24 protein-coding genes and 4 tRNA genes are annotated in these 23,033 nt (G+C 66.7%); 12 read left to right on the top strand and 16 right to left on the bottom strand.

Annotation, left to right across the window (positions count from 1 at the left end):
• Positions 1-176 precede the first annotated feature (176 nt).
• A complete protein-coding gene (gene waaC, locus DID98_RS16440; protein ID WP_044849276.1) occupies positions 177-1,175 on the top strand; it encodes a lipopolysaccharide heptosyltransferase I in 999 nt (332 codons plus the stop codon).
• Positions 1,176-1,231: 56 nt separating this feature from the next.
• On the opposite strand, the gene DID98_RS16435 is transcribed toward waaC, so the two are convergent.
• The 9 genes from DID98_RS16435 to rph form a co-directional block, all read right to left on the bottom strand.
• A complete protein-coding gene (locus DID98_RS16435) occupies positions 1,232-1,411 on the bottom strand; it encodes a hypothetical protein (RefSeq protein ID WP_124571022.1) in 180 nt (59 codons plus the stop codon).
• A 102-nt stretch (positions 1,412-1,513) separates the two neighbouring features.
• Complete coding sequence (locus DID98_RS16430) at positions 1,514-2,824, bottom strand: MFS transporter (RefSeq protein WP_124571021.1); 1,311 nt, start codon at positions 2,822-2,824, stop codon at positions 1,514-1,516.
• A gap of 287 nt (positions 2,825-3,111) precedes the next feature.
• Positions 3,112-3,603 carry an energy transducer TonB gene (locus tag DID98_RS16420; protein WP_124571020.1) on the bottom strand — a complete coding sequence of 164 codons (492 nt, stop codon included), beginning with the start codon at positions 3,601-3,603 and terminating at the stop codon, positions 3,112-3,114.
• A 235-nt stretch (positions 3,604-3,838) separates the two neighbouring features.
• Positions 3,839-4,132: a hypothetical protein gene (locus tag DID98_RS16415; RefSeq protein ID WP_044848553.1), complete on the bottom strand. Its 294-nt coding sequence runs from the start codon at positions 4,130-4,132 to the stop codon at positions 3,839-3,841.
• 161 nt (positions 4,133-4,293) lie between these two features.
• Positions 4,294-4,695 carry a hypothetical protein gene (locus DID98_RS16410; protein WP_124571019.1) on the bottom strand — a complete coding sequence of 134 codons (402 nt, stop codon included), beginning with the start codon at positions 4,693-4,695 and terminating at the stop codon, positions 4,294-4,296.
• 152 nt (positions 4,696-4,847) lie between these two features.
• A tRNA-Ser gene (locus tag DID98_RS16405) sits at positions 4,848-4,935 on the bottom strand.
• A 42-nt stretch (positions 4,936-4,977) separates the two neighbouring features.
• Positions 4,978-6,192: a radical SAM family heme chaperone HemW gene (gene hemW / locus DID98_RS16400; RefSeq protein WP_124487791.1), complete on the bottom strand. Its 1,215-nt coding sequence runs from the start codon at positions 6,190-6,192 to the stop codon at positions 4,978-4,980.
• 34 nt (positions 6,193-6,226) lie between these two features.
• Positions 6,227-6,856 carry an RdgB/HAM1 family non-canonical purine NTP pyrophosphatase gene (gene rdgB / locus DID98_RS16395; protein WP_124487792.1) on the bottom strand — a complete coding sequence of 210 codons (630 nt, stop codon included), beginning with the start codon at positions 6,854-6,856 and terminating at the stop codon, positions 6,227-6,229.
• On the bottom strand, positions 6,849-7,589 hold the full coding sequence (gene rph / locus DID98_RS16390; protein ID WP_124487793.1) for a ribonuclease PH: 741 nt from the start codon (positions 7,587-7,589) through the stop codon (positions 6,849-6,851). The genes rdgB and rph overlap by 8 nt, the downstream gene beginning before the upstream one ends.
• Before the next feature lie 175 nt (positions 7,590-7,764).
• Here rph and DID98_RS16385 point away from each other — a divergent pair, with 175 nt between their 5' ends.
• The 4 genes from DID98_RS16385 (at position 7,765) to DID98_RS16370 (ending at position 12,070) form a co-directional block, all read left to right on the top strand.
• On the top strand, positions 7,765-8,688 hold the full coding sequence (locus tag DID98_RS16385; protein WP_124487794.1) for a YicC/YloC family endoribonuclease: 924 nt from the start codon (positions 7,765-7,767) through the stop codon (positions 8,686-8,688).
• A 6-nt stretch (positions 8,689-8,694) separates the two neighbouring features.
• On the top strand, positions 8,695-9,378 hold the full coding sequence (gene gmk, locus DID98_RS16380) for a guanylate kinase (RefSeq protein ID WP_124487795.1): 684 nt from the start codon (positions 8,695-8,697) through the stop codon (positions 9,376-9,378).
• A gap of 58 nt (positions 9,379-9,436) precedes the next feature.
• Positions 9,437-9,640 carry a DNA-directed RNA polymerase subunit omega gene (gene rpoZ, locus DID98_RS16375; RefSeq protein WP_044848533.1) on the top strand — a complete coding sequence of 68 codons (204 nt, stop codon included), beginning with the start codon at positions 9,437-9,439 and terminating at the stop codon, positions 9,638-9,640.
• Positions 9,641-9,703: 63 nt separating this feature from the next.
• Positions 9,704-12,070, top strand: coding sequence for a bifunctional (p)ppGpp synthetase/guanosine-3',5'-bis(diphosphate) 3'-pyrophosphohydrolase (locus DID98_RS16370; protein ID WP_124522116.1), 2,367 nt, complete (start codon positions 9,704-9,706; stop codon positions 12,068-12,070).
• Positions 12,071-12,266: 196 nt separating this feature from the next.
• On the opposite strand, the gene DID98_RS16365 is transcribed toward DID98_RS16370, so the two are convergent.
• The 3 genes from DID98_RS16365 to DID98_RS16355 all read right to left on the bottom strand — a co-directional run bounded on the left by DID98_RS16365 (position 12,267) and on the right by DID98_RS16355 (position 12,619).
• Positions 12,267-12,343: transfer RNA gene (locus DID98_RS16365), tRNA-Arg, on the bottom strand.
• A 61-nt stretch (positions 12,344-12,404) separates the two neighbouring features.
• A tRNA-Arg gene (locus DID98_RS16360) sits at positions 12,405-12,481 on the bottom strand.
• Between the two features lie 61 nt (positions 12,482-12,542).
• Positions 12,543-12,619, bottom strand: a tRNA-Arg gene (locus DID98_RS16355).
• 131 nt (positions 12,620-12,750) lie between these two features.
• On the opposite strand from DID98_RS16355, the gene greB reads away from it, so the two are divergent.
• A complete protein-coding gene (gene greB, locus DID98_RS16350) occupies positions 12,751-13,314 on the top strand; it encodes a transcription elongation factor GreB (protein WP_124496799.1) in 564 nt (187 codons plus the stop codon).
• Positions 13,315-13,422: 108 nt separating this feature from the next.
• Here the strand turns inward: greB and DID98_RS16345 are convergent, their stop codons facing one another.
• The gene (locus DID98_RS16345; RefSeq protein ID WP_124571018.1) at positions 13,423-14,565 is read right to left on the bottom strand and encodes a porin; all 1,143 of its coding nucleotides are present in this window, start codon (positions 14,563-14,565) and stop codon (positions 13,423-13,425) included.
• 509 nt (positions 14,566-15,074) lie between these two features.
• Positions 15,075-15,344 (bottom strand): hypothetical protein, encoded by a 270-nt coding sequence (locus DID98_RS16340; protein WP_044848537.1) that lies wholly within the window; start codon positions 15,342-15,344, stop codon positions 15,075-15,077.
• Positions 15,345-15,736: 392 nt separating this feature from the next.
• Between DID98_RS16340 and DID98_RS16335 the strand changes: the two genes are divergently transcribed.
• On the top strand, positions 15,737-15,940 hold the full coding sequence (locus tag DID98_RS16335; RefSeq protein WP_006476615.1) for a cold-shock protein: 204 nt from the start codon (positions 15,737-15,739) through the stop codon (positions 15,938-15,940).
• 161 nt (positions 15,941-16,101) lie between these two features.
• Positions 16,102-17,229, top strand: coding sequence for an exonuclease domain-containing protein (locus DID98_RS16330; protein WP_124571017.1), 1,128 nt, complete (start codon positions 16,102-16,104; stop codon positions 17,227-17,229).
• A 31-nt stretch (positions 17,230-17,260) separates the two neighbouring features.
• On the opposite strand, the gene DID98_RS16325 is transcribed toward DID98_RS16330, so the two are convergent.
• Both DID98_RS16325 and DID98_RS35840 read right to left on the bottom strand, forming a co-directional pair.
• Complete coding sequence (locus tag DID98_RS16325; protein WP_124521672.1) at positions 17,261-17,854, bottom strand: chorismate mutase; 594 nt, start codon at positions 17,852-17,854, stop codon at positions 17,261-17,263.
• Positions 17,855-18,081: 227 nt separating this feature from the next.
• Positions 18,082-18,228, bottom strand: coding sequence for a hypothetical protein (locus tag DID98_RS35840; protein ID WP_009690993.1), 147 nt, complete (start codon positions 18,226-18,228; stop codon positions 18,082-18,084).
• Positions 18,229-18,426: 198 nt separating this feature from the next.
• Here DID98_RS35840 and DID98_RS16320 point away from each other — a divergent pair, with 198 nt between their 5' ends.
• The 4 genes from DID98_RS16320 to DID98_RS16305 all read left to right on the top strand — a co-directional run bounded on the left by DID98_RS16320 (position 18,427) and on the right by DID98_RS16305 (position 23,018).
• Positions 18,427-18,816, top strand: coding sequence for a DUF2946 domain-containing protein (locus tag DID98_RS16320; RefSeq protein WP_124571016.1), 390 nt, complete (start codon positions 18,427-18,429; stop codon positions 18,814-18,816).
• A gap of 127 nt (positions 18,817-18,943) precedes the next feature.
• Positions 18,944-21,292: a TonB-dependent receptor gene (locus DID98_RS16315; protein WP_124487800.1), complete on the top strand. Its 2,349-nt coding sequence runs from the start codon at positions 18,944-18,946 to the stop codon at positions 21,290-21,292.
• Entirely contained in the window at positions 21,280-22,539 is a 1,260-nt protein-coding gene (locus DID98_RS16310; RefSeq protein WP_124571015.1) for a sialidase family protein, read from the top strand. Before DID98_RS16315 ends, DID98_RS16310 begins: the two co-directional genes overlap by 13 nt.
• Positions 22,536-23,018: a TlpA family protein disulfide reductase gene (locus DID98_RS16305; RefSeq protein WP_124521678.1), complete on the top strand. Its 483-nt coding sequence runs from the start codon at positions 22,536-22,538 to the stop codon at positions 23,016-23,018. Before DID98_RS16310 ends, DID98_RS16305 begins: the two co-directional genes overlap by 4 nt.
• Positions 23,019-23,033 lie beyond the last annotated feature (15 nt).

Below are 23,033 nucleotides of genomic sequence, written 5' to 3'. Positions count from 1 at the left end.
GGGAGCCGGGAGGGCAAAGAGCGCATTATAAAAAGAACCTGATGCAGCCGGGGCTCGACAAATCCTCACAAAAGCGTCGCACTTTGTTGCAAATGTAATGTCGGCGTAATGTATCAACGCGGCAACCGTCGTTAGCATCACCAAATGGCCGGCCCACCCCATTCATCATAAGAAAAGTGAAACGCATCCTCATCGTGAAAGTGACGTCGCTCGGCGACGTCGTCCAGACGCTGCCTGTCGTCGCGGACCTCCACCGTGCCTTTCCGGGCGTAACGGTCGACTGGGCCGTCGACGAATCGTGCGCCGAGGTCGTGCGCTGGCATCCGGGTGTGAGCAAGGTGCTTTGCGCGCCGTTGCGGCGGTTCAAGAAGCTCCGGAACGGCGGCGACCTGAAGGCGATCTCGGCGTCGATCGGCGCGCTGCGCGCGCACCGCTACGATGCGGTCATCGACCTGCACGGCGTCTACAAGAGCGCGATCATCTCGGCACTCGCGCGTGCCGCGCGCCGCGTCGGCTATCAGACGCAGGATCTCGGCGAGGCGGGTGCCCGCTTCGCCTACTCGCATCGCTTCGGCCCGCGGCCGGACTGCGACGCGTGGCACGGGATGCGCGTGAGCGCCGGCGAGGCGCTGGGCTATGTCCCCGAGGGCAGCGCCGCTTACGGGATCGTCCCGCCGCAGGATGCGAGCCTGCCGCCCGCCGTGACCGACGGCGCGCCGTTCATGCTGCTGTTTCACGCCACGTCCAATCCGGACAAGCAATGGCCCGCCGACCACTGGGCCGCGCTGGCTACGCAGATGATGGCGCGCGGCGTGCGCGTGCTCGTGCCGTGGGGATCGGCAGCCGAACACGACGCTGCGCAGGACATTGCCGCGCGTGCGTCGGGCGCGATCGTGCTGCCGGCGATGTCGGTGCGCGAACTGGGTGCGGCCATCGGCCGGGCCGCGCTCGTGGTGGGAGTCGATACCGGGTTCGTGCATATGGCGCACGCGCTGCAGCGGCCGACCGTGATGATTTTCGTCGCGACGTCGCGTCACCATTGCGGCATCGGCGGCGCGCCGAACGCGCTGTCGATCGGCGAACCGGGCGCGCCGCCGTCGGTTGCGCAGGCACTCGATGCGATCGATGCGGTCGGGCCGGCCTATGGCGCGCTGCGTGACCGGCTGACGGCCTAGGGCCAGCGCGAGCCCGCTATCGGCATGAACCGGCCCGGGGGAAGCGGGCCGCGCGTTCAGGCGAGCAGCGCTTCGACCGTCATCACCGCGGCGACGGCGGCCAGGTTGGCGAGAAGCGCCTCGAACAGGACGCCGCGCCAGGTTTTCGGCCGGAAGCGCGCCGCGAGCAGCAGGGCGCCACCCGGTGCGAGCGCCAGGATCAGGACGAGGCCAGCGTTGTCGAGGCGGAGGTTCATTGAGGCGGCTCCTTCAGCGGAGGGAGCCCGGGGTGCGTGACGGCGCCCCCGGATCGAGCATAGGCGGCGACCCCGCCGCACAACCCGGGGCGCCTCGAGGGCTCAGACGAGCGATGCGTCGCGGGTTTCGCGCATCAGCAGCACGCCGACCAGGCTGATTGCCGCCGCAACCGACACGTAGCCGCCGACCCACGACAGGCCGCCGCGCGCGGCGAGCAGTTGCGCGATGTATGGCGCGATCGACGCGCCGAGGATCCCGCCGAGGTTGTACGCGACGCCCGCGCCCGTATAGCGGACGTTGGTCGGGAACAATTCGGGCAGCAGCGCGCCCATCGGCGCGAACGTCACGCCCATCAGGAACAGCTCGATGGTCAGGAACAGCGCGACGAGCGGCATCGAGCCGCTGCCGAGCAGCGGCTCCATCGCGAAGCCGGACGACAGCGCGGCGATCGCGCCGACGACCAGCACCGGCCTGCGGCCGAAGCGGTCCGAGGCCCACGCCGACAGCGGCGTCGCAAGCCCCATGAACACGACCGCGAAGCACAGCAGGCCGAGAAAGCTCTGGCGCGGAATATGCAGCGTCGACACGCCGTACGACAGCGAGAACACCGTCGAGATATAGAACAGCGTGTAGCAGACCACCATCGCGAGCGCGCCGAGCAGCGTCGGCTTCCAGTGTTGCGAGACGAGCGTCGCGACCGGCACGCGCACGCGCTCGTTGCGGTCGAGTGCGGCCTGGAACGCCGGCGTCTCGGTGATTTTCAGCCGCACGTACAGGCCGAGCGCGACGAGCACCGCGCTGACGAGGAACGGGATGCGCCAGCCCCAGCTGCGGAATTGTTCGTCGGACAGCGACAGCGCGAGCGCGAAGAACAACCCGTTCGACATCAGGAAGCCCACCGACGGGCCCAGCTGCGGGAACATCCCGAACCAGCCGCGCTTGCCTTGCGGCGCGTGCTCGGTCGCGAGCAGCGCCGCACCGCCCCATTCGCCGCCGAGGCCGATCCCCTGGCCGAAGCGCAGCACGCACAGCAGCACCGGTGCGAGCGCACCGATCGTGTCGTAGCCGGGCACGAAGCCGATCGCGGTGGTGGACACGCCCATCACGAGCAGCGACGCGACGAGCGTCGATTTGCGGCCGATGCGGTCGCCGAAGTGGCCGAACAGGAACGAGCCGATCGGCCGCGCGATGAACGCGATGCCGAACGTGACGAATGCGGACAGCGCCTGGGCGGTCGCGGAGCCGTGCGGAAAGAACACGGGGCCGATGACGAGTGCCGCGGCGGTCGCGTACACGTAGAAGTCGTAGAACTCGATCGCGGTGCCGATGAAGCTCGCGAACACGATGCGCCGGTGGCTGACGGCGCCGGCCGAACCGGTTGCGTGTGCAACGGCCGGGGGAGATGCGGACATGGATGTCTCCGTTTTGTCGTTGGGCGGTCGGCCGGGTGAGCGCTCGGGCAAGCGGACGCCTGCCGGGAGCGGCCGAGCGGATGAGGCGGCGGCGTGGACGCGCGGCGTGGCGCGGACGTCACCCGCCGGTCGACGATGGAGACGGATAGGTCGCCGCCGCCCGGTGCCGGCGTGGTCGGCTCGCATGCCGGGTGCGGCGCGCGAACGCGCGCGGGAGGGTGGCCGCGCGATTGCGGAAAATTATAGCCAGCGCCGCGACATGGCGGCAAACGCGGGCGGGCGCGGGCTCAGTCGATCGATTGCGCCTGCGCGGATGCGGTGCTTTGCAACTGGAAGTGGCCGTCGTCGTTGAACAGCCAGCCTTCCATCATCTCGAGCCGGCCATTGCCGTCCAGCAGTTTCGACGGCGGTGGCGGCAGTGGCGCCGAGCGGCGCAGCGACGCGAGCGCGAGCGCTTCCGCTTCACTGTCGCCGTTGCTGCGATAGACGGATGCGTTGACGAGCTGGCCACTGCGATCGACGGTGAACGCGACGACGACGAGCGAGCGCAGCATCGCCTGCGGCACCCCGTGCGACACGGCGGACGGATTGTGCTCGGCGACGCACTGCGCGACTTCCACGCGGTACTGGTCGCGATTCGCGCTGCGGATGACCGACGGAATCGTCAGGATCGAGCGCAGCGACGGGGGCGGCGTGATCGTGCAGGCGGCAAGCATGACGGCGGAGACCAGCGCGGCAATGCGCAGCCGGTCGACGCCCGGGCAGGGAAGAGAAGGCATGGGGGAGTGCCGGAGGGTGACGATAAAAAAATGATAGGCGTCTGCGCGCGGCGCGTTATCGGGACAAACGCATAGCACGCGAAGCGCGATGTGCCGATTCGCGGATGATGGCGATTCGGCGGGGCTTCCGGCGCGCATCGCGACGCGATGTGACATGACACGTGACCATGCGGGCACGACGATTGCGCACGCGCGGCGCGTCCCTGACGCAACGGCAGCGGCGTACTCGACCGGCTCAGTAGCCGTGTGTCACGAGCGATAGAACGGACAGGTCCGGATGCGTGCCGTCGATGATGGTCTTGCCGATGTGCACGGCTTCATGCACCGCTTCCTCGACGCTCGCGAAGCTTTCTTCGCCGTCCGCATGGAACGGCACGGCATGATCCGGCAGCGCGGGGTTCACGCCCGGATGGCAGACATAGCCTGTGTAGGTGTAGCGCGCATCGCTGCCGGGGACGAGGCCCGGCACCACATGGATCTCGAAGCCTTCGTAATCGACGTGATCGGGCGCTGTCGACAGTTCGGTCATGGCGGTCTCCGTGTGCCGCACGCACGGATGGTGCGGGCGGCATCGAATTGCGGCGGCGGTCGTGTCGCCGTGCTGATCGAATTCTAGGCGATGGCGGCCCGGCCCGTGAGGGCTGCGCGCGTCGCCAGCGGCAACGTCGAGCGTGCCGCAGGCGGTGCGTGTTACCGCGTGCAGCGCGCGTCCTTGCGCTGCACCACGAGGATCACCGGATACTTCTGGCCGTGCTCGAGTTCCACCGGCGCGACGACCGTCAGCGTCGCCGGGTCGGAATCGTCGTACACGCTGACCTGCTCGTTGCGGATGTAGGTCACGCCGGTGCAGTTCGACGCGCGCCCGTCATCCGACACCTTGCACTGGAGCTCGTTTTCCTTCAGGTAGTTGTACGGCGTCGGGCTCGCGAGATATTCGCGCAGGCCGCGCGGCGAGCCGCCGACGCCCTTCACGTACGCGATCGCGCACGACGGTGTTTGCGCGTCGGTGCCGGAGGCGGAATCGGCGGCCGCTGCGTGCGTGCCGACGGCGGCCAGCAGGGCGACGAGCGACGAGGCGATGAAGGGCTTCATGACGTGGATTTCCCGTTTCGCGAATCGGAGCGCCGGATTGTAACGGCATCGGGCGAGATGCGTCGGCAGGCAGAGGGGGCAGCGTGCGCGGCGCGCCGCGGACAAACAAAAACCCCGTCATTCGATGAATGGACGGGGTTGGGCGAACTTCCTGGCGGAAGCGGTGAGATTCGAACTCACGGACAGTTTCCCGTCGCCGGTTTTCAAGACCGGTGCCTTAAACCGCTCGGCCACGCTTCCACACGAGGCGGCATTGTAACCGAAATGCCGCCTCGTTCCGCTTCAATCGTCACGCAGGAACAATTCCTGCAGGTCGTTGAGGAAACGCTGGCCGAGCGGCGTCGGCGCGATCTGCGCGAAATCGCGCGTGATCAGCCCGCGCCGTTCCGCTTCCTTCAGTGCCGGCTCGATCGTGCTGATCGGCAAACCCGTGCGTTCGACGAAGCCGTGCACCGGGAAGCCCTCGACGAGCCGCAGCGTGTTCAGCATGAACTCGAACGGCAGGTCGCGCGCCCCGACTTCACGCTCTTCCTGCACCGGCGTGCCGGCCGTCGCCTGTTCGATGAAGGTGGCCGGATGCTTGTAGCGCGCCTGCCGCAGGATCCGGTTCGGGAACGACAGCTTCGTGTGCGCGCCCGCGCCGATCCCGAGATAGTCGCCGAAGCGCCAGTAGTTCAGGTTGTGCTTGCACTGATGATTCGGCTTCGCGTACGCCGACACTTCGTAGCGGTCGTAGCCGGCCTCGGCCGTGCGCGCGTGGATCCATTCCTGCATGTCGGCCGACGCGTCGTCGTCGGGCACCGCGGGCGGAAACTTCGCGAACAGCGTGTTCGGCTCGAGCGTCAGGTGATACAGCGACAGATGCGGTGGCGCGTACGACAGCGCGGTCTCGATGTCGGCCCGGCATTCGTCGAGCGTCTGGTTCGGCAGCGCGAACATCAGGTCGAGGTTGAAGTTGTCGAACGTCTTCGCGGCGATCTCGACGGCCGCGCGCGCCTGCGCGGTGTCGTGAATACGGCCGAGCGCTTTCAGATGGCCTTCGTTGAAACTCTGGATGCCGACCGACAGGCGGTTCACGCCGCTCGCGCGGAATTGCGCGAACTTCGCGGCCTCGAACGTGCCCGGGTTCGCCTCGAGCGTGATCTCGGCGTCGGCATCGAGCGGCAGCAGCGCGCGCACGTCGGACAGCAGCCGGTCGAGGCCGGCCGCGGACAGCAGGCTCGGCGTGCCGCCGCCGATGAACACCGTATGCACCTGCCGGCCCCAGACGAGCGGCAGCGCCTGTTCGAGATCGGCGCGCAGCGCATCGAGGTACTCGGTTTCCGGAAACCGCTCGCCTTTCCACTCGTGCGAGTTGAAATCGCAGTACGGGCACTTGCGCACGCACCACGGAAAATGCACGTACAGCGCGAGCGGCGGCAGCGACGTGAGCCGTACCTGCCCGGGCGACGTGAAGGTCGCGACGACGCGCGCGCCGGTTTCCGCCGCCTGGCTCATGCGGCCTCCGGTTGCGAATGCGTGACGAGGACGATCATGCCGGTTCCTCCGCGAGCCGCGCGAGCAGCGCCTTCAGCGCGAGCGCGCGATGGCTGTGCGTGTTCTTCACGGCCGGCTCGAGTTCGGCCGCCGTCGCGCCGAGCGACGGCAGGTGGAAATACGGGTCGTAGCCGAATCCGTGCTCGCCGCGCGGCGTGTCGACGATCTCGCCCACCCAGCGGCCTTCGGCGAACAGCGGTTCGGGATCGTCCGCGTGGCGCACCAGCGCGAGCACGCAGCAATAGTATGCGCGTCGGTCTGCGACGCCGCGCAGCTGCTCGACGAGGTACGCATTGTTGGCCGCGTCGCCCTTGGCGCCGCCCGCGCGCTGCGCATAGCGCGCCGAATAGACGCCCGGTGCGCCGCGCAGCGCGCGCACGCACAGCCCCGAATCGTCGGCGATCGCCGGCAGGCCGGTGAGCCGCGACGCGTGCCGCGCTTTCGTCAGCGCATTCTCGATGAACGTGCCGAACGGTTCTTCCGCCTCGGGCACGGCCAGGTCGCCCTGCGGCACGATCTCGATGCCGACCGTCGAGAACAGCGCGGTGAATTCGCGCAGCTTGCCGGCGTTGTTCGACGCGAGCACGATGCGCGACAGCGGCGCGAGGGTGCGATCATCAGACATGGCCGGCGCCCAGCACGTCCTTCTGCAGCTGCACGAGCTGGCCGATCCCGTTTTGCGCGAGGTCGAGCAGCGCGTTCATCTCGGCGCGCGAGAACGGCACGCCTTCGGCGGTGCCCTGGACTTCGACGAAGCCGCCGGCGCCCGTCATCACGACGTTCATGTCGGTATCGCACTGCGAATCTTCGGCGTAGTCGAGATCGAGCACGGGCGCGCCTTCGTACACGCCGACCGAGATCGCGGCGACGTGGTCGGTGATCGGCGAGCGCGCGAGCTTGCCGGCCGCGATCAGCTTCGACACGGCGTCGTGCGCGGCGACGAAGGCGCCGGTGATGCTGGCCGTGCGCGTGCCGCCGTCGGCCTGGATCACGTCGCAGTCGATGTGGATCGTGCGCGGGCCGAGCGCCTCCAGATCGAACACCGCGCGCAGCGCACGGCCGATCAGGCGCTGAATTTCCTGCGTGCGGCCCGTCTGCTTGCCGCGCGCCGCTTCACGGTCGCTGCGCGTGTGCGTCGCGCGCGGCAGCATCCCGTATTCGGCCGTCAGCCAGCCCTGGCCGCGATCGCGCAGGAATTCGGGCACACGCTCGGCGACGCTCGCGGTGCAGATCACCTTGGTATCGCCGAATTCGACGAGTACCGAGCCTTCGGCGTGTTTCGTGTAGTGGCGCGTGAGGGCGACCTTGCGCAGTTCGTCGGCGCGGCGGCCGCTCGGGCGGGACAGGGAAGACGTCATGGGGGAATCGTGGACGGAAGAGGAAACCCCGATTTTAGCGCCGAACGGCAGGCGTGCCCGGCGGGGTGGGGCGCAAAAATGGGATAATGCGCGCTTCCCGCCCCGCGCCTTGCAATGCGCCGGGCGCCTCGACATATTCCCGCCCGTGAAGGGCACCCAGACGGCGAGACGAACCATGATCTACAGCATGACGGGCTATGCGAGCGCGACGCGCGAACTCGCGACGGCCACCGGCAACGGCGGCACCAGCGTGTCGGTCGAACTGCGCACCGTGAACTCGCGCTTCCTCGACCTGAATTTCCGCATGCCGGACGACGTGCGCGCGTGCGAACCCGCGCTGCGCGAAATGCTGATGAACAAGCTGTCGCGCGGCAAGGTCGACGTGCGCATCAACCTGCAGCGCGGCGAGCAGAGCATCGGTGCGGGCGCGCTGAACCAGACGGCGCTCGGCCAGCTCGCCGAGCTCGAGCGTTCGGTGCTCGATTCGTTCCCGGGCGTCGGCCGCCTGCGCGCGGGCGAGATCCTGCGCTGGCCGGGCGTGCTCGCCGAGAGCGGCGTGTCGGCGGACGCGATCCGCGACGCGGTGCTCGCGTGCGGCAAGGAAGCGATCGGCGAGCTCGTCGTCGTGCGTTCGCGCGAAGGCGCGCAGCTGGCGACGATGCTGCTGTCGAACGTCACCGAAATGGAAGCGATCGTCGCGCGCATCACGCCGCTCGTGCCTGAGCTGATCGCGAAGCATCAGCAGAAGATCGTCGAGCGGCTGCAGGAAGCGCTCGGCATCGCGGCGCCCGAAGGCAGCGCGCCGATCGTCACGCGCGAGGAAGCCGCGGAACGCATTCGTCAGGAAGTGACGATGTACGGCATCCGGATCGACATCGCGGAAGAGCTGTCGCGACTCACCGCGCACCTGAACGAAACGCGTCACGTGATCGAGAAGGGCGGCCGCGTCGGCAAGCGTCTCGACTTCATGATGCAGGAACTGAATCGCGAAGCAAACACGCTCGGCTCGAAGGCGGCGGCGAAGGAACTCGCCGACGCATCGATGGCGCTCAAGCTGTTGATCGAGCAGATGCGTGAGCAAGTGCAAAACCTGGAGTAAAGCAACATGACCGACCTCAACCGCGACGGCCACGCGTCGCATGCGCTGCACGGCGGCGTCTATCCCGGCAACCTGTTCATGGTCGTCGCGCCGTCGGGTGCCGGCAAGTCGACGCTCGTGAACGCGTTGCTGTCGAAGGACAGCGACATCTGCCTGTCGATCTCGTACACGACGCGCAAGCCGCGCCCGGGCGAGCAGGACGGCCAGCACTACCACTTCACGACCGTCGAGGATTTCCGCGCGCGCCACGCCGCGCACGAATTCCTCGAGAGCGCGGAAGTGCACGGCAACTATTACGGCACGTCGCGCGTCTGGATCGAAGAGCAGATGATGAACGGCCACGACGTGCTGCTCGAGATCGACTGGCAGGGCGCACTGCAGGTGAAGAAGCAGTTCCGCAACGCGGTCGGCATCTTCATCCTGCCGCCGTCGCTCGACGCGCTCGAGGAACGTCTGAAGAAGCGCGGCCAGGACGAACCGAACGTGATCACGCGGCGCCTGCTGGCTGCCGGCAGCGAGATCGCGCACGCGTCGGAAGCGGAATACGTCGTGATCAACGAGAATTTCGATCGTGCGCTCGCCGAACTCGAATGCATCGTCGCGGCCACGCGCCTGCGCTTTGCTTCGCAGTACGCGCGACACGCGGAACTGTTCATCGAGCTCGGCATCCATCTGCCTCACGCGGAATGACGCGAGGGTAGAGGGACATAAGGTAGAATAACGACTATATTCAGAAGGAATTTCCAACATGGCTCGCATTACCGTCGAAGACTGCCTGAAGCAAATCCCCAACCGCTTCGAACTGGCGCTCGCCGCCACCTACCGCGCGCGGCAGCTCGCGCAAGGCCATACGCCGAAGATCGAGAGCCGCGACAAGCCGACCGTCGTCGCGCTGCGCGAGATCGCCTCCGGCCAGGTCGGCGTCGAGATGCTGAAGAAGGTGCCGGTGTAACGCGCATCCGGCCCGTTCCAGCCATGTAGTCCACGCGCGCAACGACTCGACCTGGAGGCGAATATGAGCACCACCCCATCGTCCGCCTCCGCGGATTCGACCACCGAAGCCACGGCCCAGTCGCCTGCGCGCCAGTACATCGACGCGGTCCTCGAACAGTCCTTTCGGCACCTGTTCGGGCCGACCGCCACGCCGGAGCAGCCGCGCAAGCACGGCGTCGTTTCGATCGCGAAACTGACGGGCGTGCTTGCCGAGTATCTCCCTCCGGAAGAAATCAAAGAGGTCAAGGCGGCGTTCCACTTCAGCGACGAAGCCCACCTCGGTCAATATCGCCAGAGCGGCGAACCCTACATCACCCATCCCGTCGCCGTCGCGGAAATCTGCGCCGGCTGGAAGCTCGACGCGCAAGCCGTCATGGCGGCGCTGCTGCACGACGTGATGGAAGACCAGGGCGTGACCAAGAGCGAGCTGGCCGAACGGTTCGGCCCGAAGGTTGCCGAACTGGTCGACGGCCTGTCGAAGCTCGACAAGATGGAGTTCCGCAGCCGCGAGGAAGCGCAGGCGGAAAACTTCCGCAAGATGCTGCTCGCGATGGCGCGCGACGTGCGCGTCATCCTCGTCAAGCTCGCCGACCGTCTGCACAACATGCGCACGCTCGGCGCGGTGCCGATGGAAAAGCGCCGCCGCGTCGCCCGCGAAACGCTCGACATCTATGCGCCGATCGCGCACCGCCTCGGGTTGAACAACACGTATCGCGAGCTGCAGGACATGAGCTTCGCGAACTTCAACCCGCATCGCTACGCGACGCTCGAGAAGGCCGTGAAGGCCGCGCGCGGCAACCGCCGCGAAGTGATCAGCAAGATCCTCGAGGCCGCCCAGCGCGCGATGGGCGACGCGAAGCTCGACGCCGAGATCACCGGCCGCGAAAAGACGATCTACAGCATCTATCGCAAGATGCGCGACAAGCAGCTGTCGTTCTCGCAGGTGCTCGACGTGTACGGTTTTCGCGTCGTCGTCGACAGCCCGCTCGACTGCTACACGTGCATCGGCGCGCTGCACGCGCTGTACAAGCCCGTGCCCGGCAAGTTCAAGGACTACATCGCGATCCCGAAGATCAACGGCTATCAGTCGCTGCACACGACGCTCGTCGGCCCGTTCGGCGCGCCGATCGAGTTCCAGGTGCGCACGCGCAAGATGCACGAGATCGCCGAGGCCGGCGTGGCCGCGCACTGGCTGTACAAGAACGGCGGCGCGGACCTGAACGACGTGCAGAAGCGCGCGCACCAGTGGCTGAAGTCGCTGCTCGACATCCAGAGCGAAGCCGGCGATTCGAGCGAGTTCCTCGAACACGTGAAGATCGACCTGTTCCCGGATGCGGTCTACGTGTTCACGCCGAAGTCGAAGATCATGGCGCTGCCGCGCGGCGCGACGGCGCTCGATTTCGCGTATTCGATCCACAGCGATCTCGGCAACCAGTGCGTGGCCGTGAAGATCAACAACGAGTTGCTGCCGCTGCGTACCGAGCTGAAGAGCGGCGACATCGTCGAGGTGATCACCGCGCCGTATTCGAAGCCGAACCCCGCATGGCTCGGCTTCGTGCGCACCGGCAAGGCGCGTTCGGCGATTCGTCACTACCTGAAGACGATGCGCCTGAACGAGTCGGTGCAGCTCGGCGAGCGGCTCGTCGACCAGAGCCTGAAGGGTTACGGGCTCGCGCTGGCCGATGTGGGGCCGGAAGTGTGGGAGAAGCTCGTCCAGTGGACGGGCAACAAGAGCCGCCAGGAAATCTTCGCGGACATCGGCCTCGGCCGCCGCGTCGCCGCGGTGATGGCCAAGCGCATCGAGGTGCTGATGAGCGGCCGCGATGCGGACGACGATCTGCCGAAGTCCGAGCGGCACCCCGCGCATAATGCGCCGCCGGTCGTGATCACCGGTACCGAAGGGATGTCCGTGCAGCTGTCGGCGTGCTGCCGGCCGATTCCGGGCGACGCAATCATGGGCTATATCGGCATCGGTCTCGGGATGGCGATTCATACGACGGATTGCCGCGTCGCGCAGCGCATCCATCGCCGCGACCCGGGCCGCTGGATCGACGTCGAATGGGCGCCGCAGCCCGGTCGTCTGTTCGACGTCGCGGTGAAGGCGCTCGTGAAGAACACGAAGGGCATCTTCGCGCGCGTCGCGGCGGATATCACGTCGGCGGACGCGAACATCGTTCACATCGCGATGGACGAGGATCTGACGCACGAATCGACGGTGCTGCGCTTCGTGATCCAGGTGAGCGACCGCGTGCATCTCGCGAACGTGATGCGGCGCGTGCGGACCAATCCGGACGTGATGCGGATCATGCGCGAGCGCTCGACCGACGACAGCGTGCACGCGCGTCATGACGGCGGCATGCGCATCGAGCGCGAGCGGCAGGATTACTGATGCTGCGCGTTGCGATGCAGCGGAATGAGACGGCGGCCACGGGCCGCCGTTTTCGTTTGTGATGTGGGCTTGGCGTTGTGTGGCGGCAGCTCCCGCACGATTCGGGCGCGATCGGTGTTGCCGGGAAGAGGAGGAGAGGCGAAGAGGGTAAGCGGAAAAGAAAAAAGGGCCTTCCCGGAGGAAGGCCCTTCTGAGGTGGCGCGGCTGGCAGGATTCGAACCCACGACCCCTTGGTTCGTAGCCAAGTACTCTATCCAACTGAGCTACAGCCGCACGCAAAGCGGTACTACTTCAACTGTCGGAACCTTCTACGGTGGGAAGGTTCCCAAAAAGGTGGCGCGGCTGGCAGGATTCGAACCCACGACCCCTTGGTTCGTAGCCAAGTACTCTATCCAACTGAGCTACAGCCGCACGCAAAACGGTACTACTTCAACTGTCGGAACCTTCTACGGTGGGAAGGTTCCCAAAAAGGTGGCGCGGCTGGCAGGATTCGAACCCACGACCCCTTGGTTCGTAGCCAAGTACTCTATCCAACTGAGCTACAGCCGCACGCAGAAGCGGAAGTATAGCAGGGTTGTATAAAAAGGGAAGCCTTATTCGCAAAAAATGTCACCCGATCTTGGGAAGGCCGCCTTCGTGTACCCTTGAAGCATCAGTCATCCATGCGTTGAATCTGCATCATGAACAAGGCGTTTGTCAAAGAGTCGGACGGCGACGACGACGATCTCGACCCGGGTCAGCCCGCGATTCCGGCGGGCACGAAGAATTACATCACCCCGGCCGGCCACAAGCGGCTCAGGGACGAGCTCCTGAACCTGATCGACGTCGAGCGTCCCGAGGTCGTGCGGCTGGTGTCGTGGGCCGCGTCGAACGGCGACCGGTCGGAGAACGGCGACTACATCTACGGCAAGCGGCGGTTGCGCGAGATCGACCGCCGGATCCGCTTCCTGACGAAGCGGCTCGATCTCGCCGAAGTCGTCGACGCGAGCCGCCAGGAGAACGTCGACCAGGTGTTTTTCGGCGCGACCGTCGATTACGCGACGCCGGACGGCGAGGATCATACCGTTACCATCGTCGGGATCGACGAGGTCGATCTCGATCGCGGTTGCGTCAGCTGGATCTCGCCGGTCGCGCGGGCGCTCATCAAGGCGAAGATCGGCGATACCGTCACGCTGATGACGCCGGCCGGTCCCCAGCCGATCGACGTGCTCGACGTTCGCTATCCGGCGTCGGGCAGCGCGTGAGCATGGCGCGGCGCATGCGTGCGGTGCAGCGCTGAAACGAACGAGCGCCCCGGGTGGGGCGCTTCGTCATGACGGTCCTGGCCGAACGGCCGGGCTCACGCGCATCGCTCAGAAGCGATGGCGCATGCCGGCCGTGACGGCGATCTGCTTGTTGGTGGACGACGCGGTGCCGAGCCCGTTGATGTTCGCGCCGATCGCCAGGCCGTCCGCATTGACCCGCTGGTATTCGCCCTGCAGGTACAGGTCGGTGCGCTTCGACAGCGCATAGTCGGCCTGCAGGTTGAACTGGTGCCAGCTCGGCGTCTGGCCGTCGAGGCGGCTGTCGGTGTACGTGTACGAGCCGGCGAGCGAGAACGCCGGCGTCAGCGCGTAGCGGCCGTTCACTTCGTAATTGTTGAAGCGCGTGCCGCCGATGAGCGGGATGCCGCCCGACACGCCGGACTGCCCGGCGCTGATCCTGGCCGAATCGGTCAGGCGTGTCTGCGTGAACACGAAGCCGGCCGTCGCGGGCCCGAATGCGTAGTTGAGGCCCGCGCCCCAGGTGCGCTGACGGCTGGCCCCGAACGTCCAGTCGCCGGCTACCGCGCCCGGGTCGCTGGCCGCGAGCGCCAGCGCGTTGACGTTGTTGTTCAGCTGCATGTACGCGGCCGCGACGTTGAAGCCCATGTAGCTGTACGACGCGCCGACGCTGTACGCGCGGTTGTTCGAGAAATTGCTGGAATTCGAGAAGCCGTACAGCGCGCCGAATTTCAGGCCGCCGTAGTTCGCGCTCTGGTACTTGACCGCGTTGTTGATCCGGAACGAGTTGTTCAGGTTGTCGTTGTCGAACGGGTGCGCGAACTGCGTGCCGCCGTACTGGGTGCCGGTCAGCGACAGCGGGCCGAGGAAATCGACGATGCTGTCGTACTGGCGGCCGAGCGTGAGCGAGCCGTAGCTCTCGTGCGCGAGCCCGACGAACGCCTGGCGGCCGAATTCGCGGCCGTTCTGCTTGAGTGAACCGTTATTGATGCCGAAGCCGTTTTCCAGCGTGAAGATCGCCTTCAGGCCGCCGCCGAGATCCTCGGTACCGCGCAGGCCCCAGCGGCTGCCGTTGATCGAGCCGCTCGTCTCCTGCCACGCGCTGTGACCACCCTGGTTGTTCGTGTAGGTGATGCCGGCGTCGATCAGGCCGTACAGCGTGACGGCGCTTTGCGCATGGGCGCCGGTGGCGTACGCGCCCGCCAATGCCGCGACGATCAGGGTCTTTTTCATGATCTGTCTCCAAACAGGATGATGTCGATCGAACCTGCTGCGGGCATCGGCGGCGTCGCTGGTTGGCGACGCCGTGCGCATTGGGCGCGGCACCCTCGTCGGATATTCATTTGCAGTGTACGGATCGGTCCGGGCGTAGAAGAAAATTGCTTCCCGCAATACTGTATTTTGAATCCGGCAAGAATCAGCATATGCGCCGAGAGGCCCAGCCATCAAGAGTTTGCGGCAATGCAGCACGCGAAAAAAGCAATCAGGACTGCGTATCGGGTGTCGCGGGCGTTGCGCGATCGCGACAGGCGGTCAATGACGGGCGAGAGCACGCCTAGCGCGATTATTGACACATCGGCAATAGAGGTTTGTGCGGGGCATGGATAATGAAAGGATGTTCTCTCGCTATACTGCGATCTCTGCTTTCCGAAGCAGACTTTTTCGTTGACGGAAAAGATCTCCAAACCTTTGTCGGCGCGACTTCCCAGTCGCGCTTTTTTTTTGCCCTGTCGTTCCGATCCCTACTGCGCGTACGAGCGCCGCTTGCGCTTGCGCTTGCCGGTCGGCTGCGTGTCGTCGGCTTCGGCCTGCGGCGGTGTGTACGTCCAGTCTTCCATTACGTAGTGACGGGCGTCCAGCGGTGACGCCAGCAGGTTCTGCCAATGATCGCCGTGCCAGGTCGGGTCGAACTCGGTGTCGCACGGCGCTTCACGGGTCTCGGCCAGCGCGCGGGACTTGCGGCGTACGCGTGCAAGCCGGCTCGCGAAGCGCTTGAATCCGTCCAGCCACATGGCCTTCTCCTTCCATTTCCTTTGCACCAGCATCGCAACGTCCCCCGTTTTCCGCAACCCGGAAAAAACCCGAGGATTTACCGAAGCGATTCGTCCCCGGTATGTTTTTCACGATTTCGATTATTGGCGATCCGATCCCGGTAATATTGACAGGTTCTTGATGCGAATCAATTAATAAAAGGCGATCGTGTACCGATTCCAGTGGCATTAGCGTTTTTTTGATAAAGAAAGCCCTAAAAATTCCCTTGACGCACCCGGATTGTCCAATTTATAAAGTCAGCACTCCGTCCCCGGGCGGAGCGCTGGGGGGGAGTGTCGGCGCGCCGTTGCGGGATTTCGGGAAGCGGCTATAACAGTAGCTTTTTTGATCTAAACGAGTGGGGAACGAAGGTATGGATACCGGTATCGTAAAATGGTTTAACGATGCTAAAGGTTTCGGCTTTATTACGTCCGACAATGGCGGCGAAGATTTGTTTGCGCACTTTTCCGAAATCCGGATGGACGGCTTCAAAACGCTGAAGGAAAACCAGCGCGTTTCCTTTGACGTGAAAGTCGGGCCGAAAGGCAAGCAGGCAGCGAATATCCAGGCGGTCTGACGCGCCACGCTTCGCCGATCACGTCCGGCCCCCGCATCGCGGGGGCTTTTTGCTTTCCGGGGCACGAAAATCGGCGGCCGGCGAATCGATTCGGGTTCGGACTGGTCGCGAACACGCCTGCCGGTGCATACTCACGAAAGCATCGTTTCCCCCGTCTTTTCATGTCCGATTCCCGTCCGTCCGATCTCGCCTGCGACCAGCCGCTCGTCTTCGTCGACCTCGAAACCACCGGCGGCTCGTCCGCCGAGCACCGCATCACTGAAATCGGCGTGGTCGAACTCGGTCCGCTCGGCGTATCGACATGGACGACGCTGGTCAATCCGGGACAGTCGATTCCGCCGTTCATCCAGCAGCTGACGGGCATTTCCGACGAGATGGTGCGCGACGCGCCTTCGTTTGCGTCGCTCGCGCCCGCGCTGTTCGAGCGGCTCGACGGCAAGCTGTTCGTCGCGCACAACGCGAGCTTCGACCGTGGCTTCCTGCGCGCCGAATTCGAGCGCGCCGGCATCGCGTTCAATCCGGACGTGCTGTGCACGGTGCGCCTGTCGCGCGCGCTGTTTCCGCGCGAGGCGCGGCACGGACTCGATGCGCTGATCGAGCGGCATGGCCTCGTTCCATCCGCCCGCCACCGGGCACTCGCGGATGCCGATCTGCTTTGGCAGTTCTGGCGGCAATTGCACGAGATCGTGCCGCTCGAGCGTCTGCGCGACCAGATTGCGCGTACGACGCGCCACTTCCGTCTCGCGGGCGGCATGACCGAAGCGTGGCTCGATACCGCGCCGGCCGGCTGCGGCGCGTACGCGCTGTTCGGGGAGGACGACGAAGCGCTGTATGTCGGCCGCAGCGTGCGCGTGCGGCAGCGCTTGCGCGCGCTGCTGACCGGCGAGCGGCGCTCGTCGAAGGAAATGCGGATTGCGCAGCAGGTACGGCGGGTCGAGTGGCGGGAGACCGGCAACGAACTGGGCGCGATGCTCGCCGAAGCGCAGTGGATCGCCCGCCTGCGTCCGTCATACAACCGGCGTCCCGCAGCCGATCACGCCCGTGCGGGCAATGCGCCCTGGCCGTTCGACGGTGCGGTCGCTTTCGAAGCGAGCGGCGAGCGCCGCCTGTTTCACGTGATCGACGGCTGGCGCTACCTCGGTACGGCCGAATCGCTCGACGCGGCCGTGCGGCTCGTGGCCGACGGCGCGGACGGCGCGTTCGAACCCCATACCCATCGTCTTCTGCAGACCCATCTCGCACGCGGCCTGCAACTCATTCCGCTCGCGGCACTGACGCCTGCCGACTGAGCGGCGCGGGCCGCGGCGCGCGACGCCGCTGTCAGCCGATCGCGCTGGCGCCGCCTGCGGCGCAAACGTGCGACAGCGCGGTGCCGAGCGCCTGCGTCTGGGTGGAGTCGTAGCGGGTGAGCGTCTTCCAGTTCGCGATGCTGCGTGCGAGCCGCGCCTGGCAGTCGGGTGCGTCGCGCAGCGGTGCGACTTGCGCGAGGCCCGTCAGCATCTTTTGCGTGAGCTGGTCGAGCGCCGGCCGCGTGCTGGTCGCGAGGTCGGGCGGCGTGCCTTCCGGCGGCTGCGTCGCGCGCCACTTTGCAAAGAGCGCGTTCTGCACGTCCTTGCTGGCTGCGATCTGATCCTCGAAAAACGTGCGCGCGAACGCCGGATCCACGCCGGACTGTGCGGCGCGCTTCTCCACCGATGCGAGCAGTGCCGCTTCGCGCGGCCGATCCTCGATCGCCTGATGGTTCGCCCATTTCCATCGCGCGACGGGTTCGGCAAGCGCGAGCCGCTGCGATGCGAGCGCGACGAGATTGGTGAGCGCCGTGTCGTCGCCGTCCGCGCGCGCGATATGCGGTGACGAAAAAAGGGCGACGCCGAGCGCGGCGACAGCGACGCTGGCACGAATGGCTTGTTTCATCGGAAACATCGGGAGAGGGGAGAGCCGGACAGGCCGGAGGTGGAAAACCAGAAGGATAGACGAAGACAGTCGCGCGGCGGAACGACGCGACAGAAGAATCAGCGGACGCGCTGATACGGCACCGTCAGGCCGTTGCAGCCGGGGTGCGAAGCGATCTGCGCCGAAAACGCAGCGATGAACCGCACGATATCGATCGACACGTGGCGGTTACAGGACGGAACGTAGGTTCACTTCGGCGAGTACAGCTTGTGCTGCTCGTCGAAGAATGCCCGGACGTGCTCGGGCAATTCGGCGAGGAATTCCACGCCGACGGGTTCCGGATCCGGGCTCATCACTTGCTCGGGCGGGGGCATGCGGGTTGGTCTTTCGTCCATGTTCGTTTCTCCAGCGGGTTCAATGATTATCAACCTCGCGCTTGGATTTATGCCAGTGGCGAATCGTTAGATTTTGTCTCTGTTGTATTAACGGCACATGCGCTGCTGCGCGCCGAGCAATGCCGACTATCACACCCTGCACAATCGGCAACAATTGGGCCGCTTGCTATACTTGCGCGCACTTTTTCCTGGACCGCGATGAAACGAACGACGCGATGGATCGGCCTCGTATGGCTGGCGCTGGTACTGAACGTACTGTCGCCCGTCGTCGGCTACGCGCGTCTCGCATCGAGCGGTTCCGGCGGGCTCACGCTCGAGTTGTGCAGTGCGGCAGGCGCTCGCGAGGTCGTCCTCGCGGAGTCCGGCGACGACCGCGGCGCGGCGTCGTTCGATCATGCCGGCGTGCCGCACTGCGTGTACTGTCCCGGCTTCGCGGCGAACGTCGCGCTCGGCACGAGCCTGCCCGCGTTGCCGGGTTTCGTACGCGCGTTCGCGTACCGGGCGGCCGCCCCGGCCGTTCCCGATGTTCCCCGCACGGGCATCCGTCTCGCGCAGCCGCGCGGTCCGCCTGAAAACGTCCCGATCTGATTGATATCGTTCGCGCGCCCCGGTGGCGCGCGTGCCGCCCGCGGCCCGGTCCGCGCGCCGTGCCGTCTGTGCGCGGCGCGTTGGCTTGCGTGCGGCGGCGTCCGGTCACGTTTTCAGGAATTCATCCATGTCGTTCACCTTCGCCGCGCGGCCCTCGCGCGGCCGGCTCGCGCTTGCCTGCGCGGCCGCTTTTGCCTGGCCGGCCGCGCAGGCGGCCTCGATCGATGGCGCATCCGCCGCGCCGGTGCCCGCCGGCGCCGGCGACCCGGCCGGCCGTGCCGCACCGGTCGCCGCGCTCGCCTCTGCGGGCGACACGCTGACCGCCGTCAGCGTCACCGCAAGCCGGCAACCCGTCGATCCGGATACGCCGGCCGTCGTCGAGTCGATCACGCGCGAGCAGATCGACGCGCATACCAACGTCACCACCGAGGACGCGCTGAAGTACGCGCCCAACCTGATGGTTCGCAGGCGCTACATCGGCGACCGCAACAGCGTGTTCGCCGGCCGCGACTTCAACGAACTGCAGAGTGCGCGCGGGCTCGTGTACGCCGACGGCCTGCTGCTGTCGAACCTGCTCGGCTCGAGCTATGCGTATCCGCCGCGCTGGTCACTGATCGCGCCCGACGATATCGCGCGCGTCGACGTGCTGTATGGCCCCTTTTCCGCGCTGTATCCCGGCAATGCGATCGGCTCGACCGTGCTGCTGACGACGCGGCGTCCCGACAAGCTCGAGGCGTCCCTGTCGACGCAGTTCTTCACGCAGCGCTATCACGACGGCTACGGGTTCGCGGACAGCTTCGGCGGCAATCACCAGGCCGCTCGGATCGCGAACCGCGTCGGCAAGTTCTGGTTCTCGCTGTCGCTCGACCGGCTGGAGAACGACGGCCAGCCGATGCAATATGCGAGCCCCAACGCCGCCTACAACCCGCAGCTGGGGGCCGCGGTGCCCGTGACGGGCGCGGCCACCGACATCGGCCCCAACGGCAAGCCGCGCACGATCGTCGGTGCGCAGAACATCGAGCGGACCGAGCAGCTCAACGAGACGGTCCGGATGGGCTATGCGTTCACGGACCGCGTCGACGCGACGCTGACGCTCGGGCACTGGGAGAACCATTTCCGGCAGCACGGCGAAACCTTCCTGCGCGACGCGGCCGGCAATCCCGTGTACGGCGGCAACGTGTCGCTCGGCGGCCGGAACGTGACCGTCGCGCCGAGCGCGTTCGCGCCGCAGCGCGGCGACCAGGAGAACTGGCTGTACGCGCTCGGGCTGAACGGCCGGCTCGATTCGGGCTGGCGGCTGTCGGGCGTGGTTTCCGCCTACGACGTGTCGCGCGACGTGCTGCGCGCGGCATCGACCGTGCAGGGCGGGGCGGGCACGCTGTTCCAGGGCGACGGCACGGGCTGGCGCACGCTCGACCTGAAGGCCGAGGCGCCGGAAGTGAAGGGGCACACGCTCACGTTCGGCTATCACTACGACAACTACTTCCTGCGCAACGTCACGTACAACACGGCCGACTGGCTGGCCGGGCCGACCACGTCGCTCGCGAGCGTCTACCGGGGCGACACGCGCACGCAGGCGCTGTTCGCGCAGGACGCGTGGCGTTTCGCGCCCGGCTGGCTCGCGACCCTCGGCCTGCGCTACGAGCGCTGGGATGCGTACGGCGGCGCGCTCGGCAACGCGAACGGCACGCTCGGCTACGCGGACCGCGGCGCGAATGCGCTGTCGCCGAAAGTCGCGCTGCAATGGGACGCGACGGACGTCTGGCGTTTCCGGCTGTCGTTCGCGACCGGCACCCGCTTCCCGACGGTCGGCGAGCTGTTCCAGGGCACGATCTCGAACAACGCGATCGTCAACAACAACCCGAACCTGCGGCCGGAAAAGGCGATCGACTGGGACTTCACGGCCGAGCGCGACGTGGGCGTCGGCGTCGTGCGCGCGAGCGTGTTCCAGAGCGACCTGCGCGATTCGATCTACAGCCAGACGACGGTGTCGGGCGCGTCGACCGTCACCAACATCTCGAACGTCGATCGCGTGCGCGTGCGCGGCGTCGAGCTCGCGTTCAGCGGCCAGAACGTCGGGCTGCGCGGGCTCGACATCGACGCGAACGTGTCGGCGAGCAACGCGCAGACCCTGGCCGACACCGCGAATCCCGCGTACGTCGGCTCGCGCTTTCCGCGCATCCCGCGCATGCGCGCGAACCTGCTCGCGTCGTACCGCTTCGACGAGCACTGGCTCGCGAGCGTCGGCGTCCGCTACTCGGGCCGCCAGTTCAACACGCTCGACAACAGCGACGTGAATCCGGACGTGTACGGCGGCACGAGCATCTTCACGGTCGTCGACCTGAAGGCGCGTTACCGGTTCGATCGTCACTGGACTGCGTCGGTCGGCATCGACAACCTGACGGACCGCCGCTACTACGTGTTCCATCCGTATCCGGGCCGCACTTTCTTTGGAGAACTGAAATGGTCGCTGTGAAATCGCTTGCGGCAGGCTGCGCGCTGTGGCTCGCGGCGCTGTCGCCTGCCGGCGCGCACGACGCGCCGAAAGCCGCCGATCCGCATGCGGCGCACATGAGCATGCAGGCCGCACCGGCGCAACAGAAGCAGCCGCTCGCGACCGGCGCCGCGTTCGACGCGCGGCACCGGCTGTGGGTCGCATGGGTCGAAGGCGCGCACGTCGTCGTCGCGCACTCGGACGATGCGGGCCGCACGCTGTCCGCGCCCGTGACCGTCAACGCGATGCCCGACCCGATCTACACGAGCGCGGAGAATCGCCCGAAGATCGCGACGAGCCCGGACGGTCGCGCGGTGTACGTATCGTGGTCGATGCCGCTGGATGCGCCGTACACCGGCATGGTGCGCTTCGTGCGTTCGCTCGACGGCGGCGCGACCTGGAGCGTGCCGGTCACCGTGCATCGCGACCGGCAGGCGATCACGCACCGCTTCGACATGATGGCGGTCGATCCGGCCGGCAACATCGCGATCGCGTGGATCGACAAGCGCGATCTCGTCGCGGCGAAGGCGGCGGGGCAGGCGTACGAAGGGGCGGCCGTCTACTACGCGGTGTCGCGCGACGGCGGTGCGTCGTTCGAGCCCGAGCGCAAGGTGACGGATCACACGTGCGAATGCTGCCGCATCGCGATGGCGATCGATCCGGCCGGGCACATCGAAGCCGTGTGGCGCAACGTGTTCCCGGGGCAGATCCGCGACCATGCGCTCGCGGTGTTGCCCGTTTCGGCATCGGAGTCCGTCGTGCCGGTGCGTGCGACGTTCTCGAACTGGCATGTCGAGGCTTGCCCCGAGCACGGGCCGGCGCTCGCGATCACGCCGGACGGCACGCGCCATCTTGCGTGGTTCGGCGTCGTCGACGGCCGCGCCGACGTGTTCTATTCGCGCATCGGCGCCGATGGCCGGCCGAGCGGCACGCCGTGGGCGTTCGGCGCGAATCCGGCGGTGCCGGCCGAGCAGGCATCGCATGCGGCACTCGTCGTGCGCGGCGAGGTCGTCTGGCTCGCATGGAAGGCGTTCGACGGCGACACGATGCAGATCAAGCTGCGCCGCTCGGACGATCGCGGCGAGCACTGGTCGGCGCCGCGCGTGATCGCGTCGACGTCGGGCGCGAGCGACAACCCGCAACTGCTCGACGATGCGGGCCGCATCTACCTGTCGTGGCGTACGCGTAACGACGGCTACCGGCTGATTGCCGTGGAGGGGGCGCAATGAAACGGCTGATCGTGTTGATCGGCGCCGTGTTCGCAAGCCTGCCGGGATGGGCTGGCGGACTGCAGCCGCTGCGCGCGGCCGAGGTCGCGAAGGTGTACGCGACGGCGCACGAACGGCCGCTCGCAGTCGAGATCTGGTCGCTCGATTGTGGCTACTGCCGCGAGAACGCCGCGCATCTGGTCGCGTGGCAGCGCCGCCATCCGGACGTGCAGCTCGCGATGGTCTCGATGGACGCGTACGACGACAACGGTGCGGCAATCGCACAGGCGCTCGCGCAAATGAACCTGCCGCCGCAGGTCGCGCAGTATGCGAACGCCGAGCCGATGCCCGAGCGTCTGCGGGCGGCGCTCGATGCGGGATGGCGGGGAGAAATGCCGCGTACCGTGTGGGTTGGCCGCGACGGCGCACGCGATGCGCGCAGCGGCTTGCTGACGACCGACGTGCTCGACGGCTGGTTGCAGCGCGGCAAGCGCCGCTGAAACGGACGGCGGCGG

Source organism: Burkholderia sp. Bp8984 (genome assembly GCF_003853755.1).
In the GTDB taxonomy this organism is placed as follows: domain Bacteria; phylum Pseudomonadota; class Gammaproteobacteria; order Burkholderiales; family Burkholderiaceae; genus Burkholderia.
The sequence above is the reverse complement of the archived record's forward strand: the minus strand, read 5'-3'. Positions and strand labels throughout refer to the sequence as shown.

Bases quoted from the DNA above. Each gene is read 5' to 3' on its own strand.
- DID98_RS16435 (WP_124571022.1), bottom strand. From the start codon at position 1,411: ATGAACCTCCGCCTCGACAACGCTGGCCTCGTCCTGATCCTGGCGCTC.
- DID98_RS16430 (WP_124571021.1), bottom strand. From the start codon at position 2,824: ATGTCCGCATCTCCCCCGGCCGTTGCACACGCAACCGGTTCGGCCGGC.
- DID98_RS16420 (WP_124571020.1), bottom strand. From the start codon at position 3,603: ATGCCTTCTCTTCCCTGCCCGGGCGTCGACCGGCTGCGCATTGCCGCG.
- DID98_RS16415 (WP_044848553.1), bottom strand. From the start codon at position 4,132: ATGACCGAACTGTCGACAGCGCCCGATCACGTCGATTACGAAGGCTTC.
- DID98_RS16410 (WP_124571019.1), bottom strand. From the start codon at position 4,695: ATGAAGCCCTTCATCGCCTCGTCGCTCGTCGCCCTGCTGGCCGCCGTC.
- hemW (WP_124487791.1), bottom strand. From the start codon at position 6,192: ATGAGCCAGGCGGCGGAAACCGGCGCGCGCGTCGTCGCGACCTTCACG.
- rdgB (WP_124487792.1), bottom strand. From the start codon at position 6,856: ATGTCTGATGATCGCACCCTCGCGCCGCTGTCGCGCATCGTGCTCGCG.
- rph (WP_124487793.1), bottom strand. From the start codon at position 7,589: ATGACGTCTTCCCTGTCCCGCCCGAGCGGCCGCCGCGCCGACGAACTG.
- DID98_RS16385 (WP_124487794.1), top strand. From the start codon at position 7,765: ATGATCTACAGCATGACGGGCTATGCGAGCGCGACGCGCGAACTCGCG.
- gmk (WP_124487795.1), top strand. From the start codon at position 8,695: ATGACCGACCTCAACCGCGACGGCCACGCGTCGCATGCGCTGCACGGC.
- rpoZ (WP_044848533.1), top strand. From the start codon at position 9,437: ATGGCTCGCATTACCGTCGAAGACTGCCTGAAGCAAATCCCCAACCGC.
- DID98_RS16370 (WP_124522116.1), top strand. From the start codon at position 9,704: ATGAGCACCACCCCATCGTCCGCCTCCGCGGATTCGACCACCGAAGCC.
- greB (WP_124496799.1), top strand. From the start codon at position 12,751: ATGAACAAGGCGTTTGTCAAAGAGTCGGACGGCGACGACGACGATCTC.
- DID98_RS16345 (WP_124571018.1), bottom strand. From the start codon at position 14,565: ATGAAAAAGACCCTGATCGTCGCGGCATTGGCGGGCGCGTACGCCACC.
- DID98_RS16340 (WP_044848537.1), bottom strand. From the start codon at position 15,344: ATGTGGCTGGACGGATTCAAGCGCTTCGCGAGCCGGCTTGCACGCGTA.
- DID98_RS16335 (WP_006476615.1), top strand. From the start codon at position 15,737: ATGGATACCGGTATCGTAAAATGGTTTAACGATGCTAAAGGTTTCGGC.
- DID98_RS16330 (WP_124571017.1), top strand. From the start codon at position 16,102: ATGTCCGATTCCCGTCCGTCCGATCTCGCCTGCGACCAGCCGCTCGTC.
- DID98_RS16325 (WP_124521672.1), bottom strand. From the start codon at position 17,854: ATGAAACAAGCCATTCGTGCCAGCGTCGCTGTCGCCGCGCTCGGCGTC.
- DID98_RS35840 (WP_009690993.1), bottom strand. From the start codon at position 18,228: ATGGACGAAAGACCAACCCGCATGCCCCCGCCCGAGCAAGTGATGAGC.
- DID98_RS16320 (WP_124571016.1), top strand. From the start codon at position 18,427: ATGAAACGAACGACGCGATGGATCGGCCTCGTATGGCTGGCGCTGGTA.
- DID98_RS16315 (WP_124487800.1), top strand. From the start codon at position 18,944: ATGTCGTTCACCTTCGCCGCGCGGCCCTCGCGCGGCCGGCTCGCGCTT.
- DID98_RS16310 (WP_124571015.1), top strand. From the start codon at position 21,280: ATGGTCGCTGTGAAATCGCTTGCGGCAGGCTGCGCGCTGTGGCTCGCG.
- DID98_RS16305 (WP_124521678.1), top strand. From the start codon at position 22,536: ATGAAACGGCTGATCGTGTTGATCGGCGCCGTGTTCGCAAGCCTGCCG.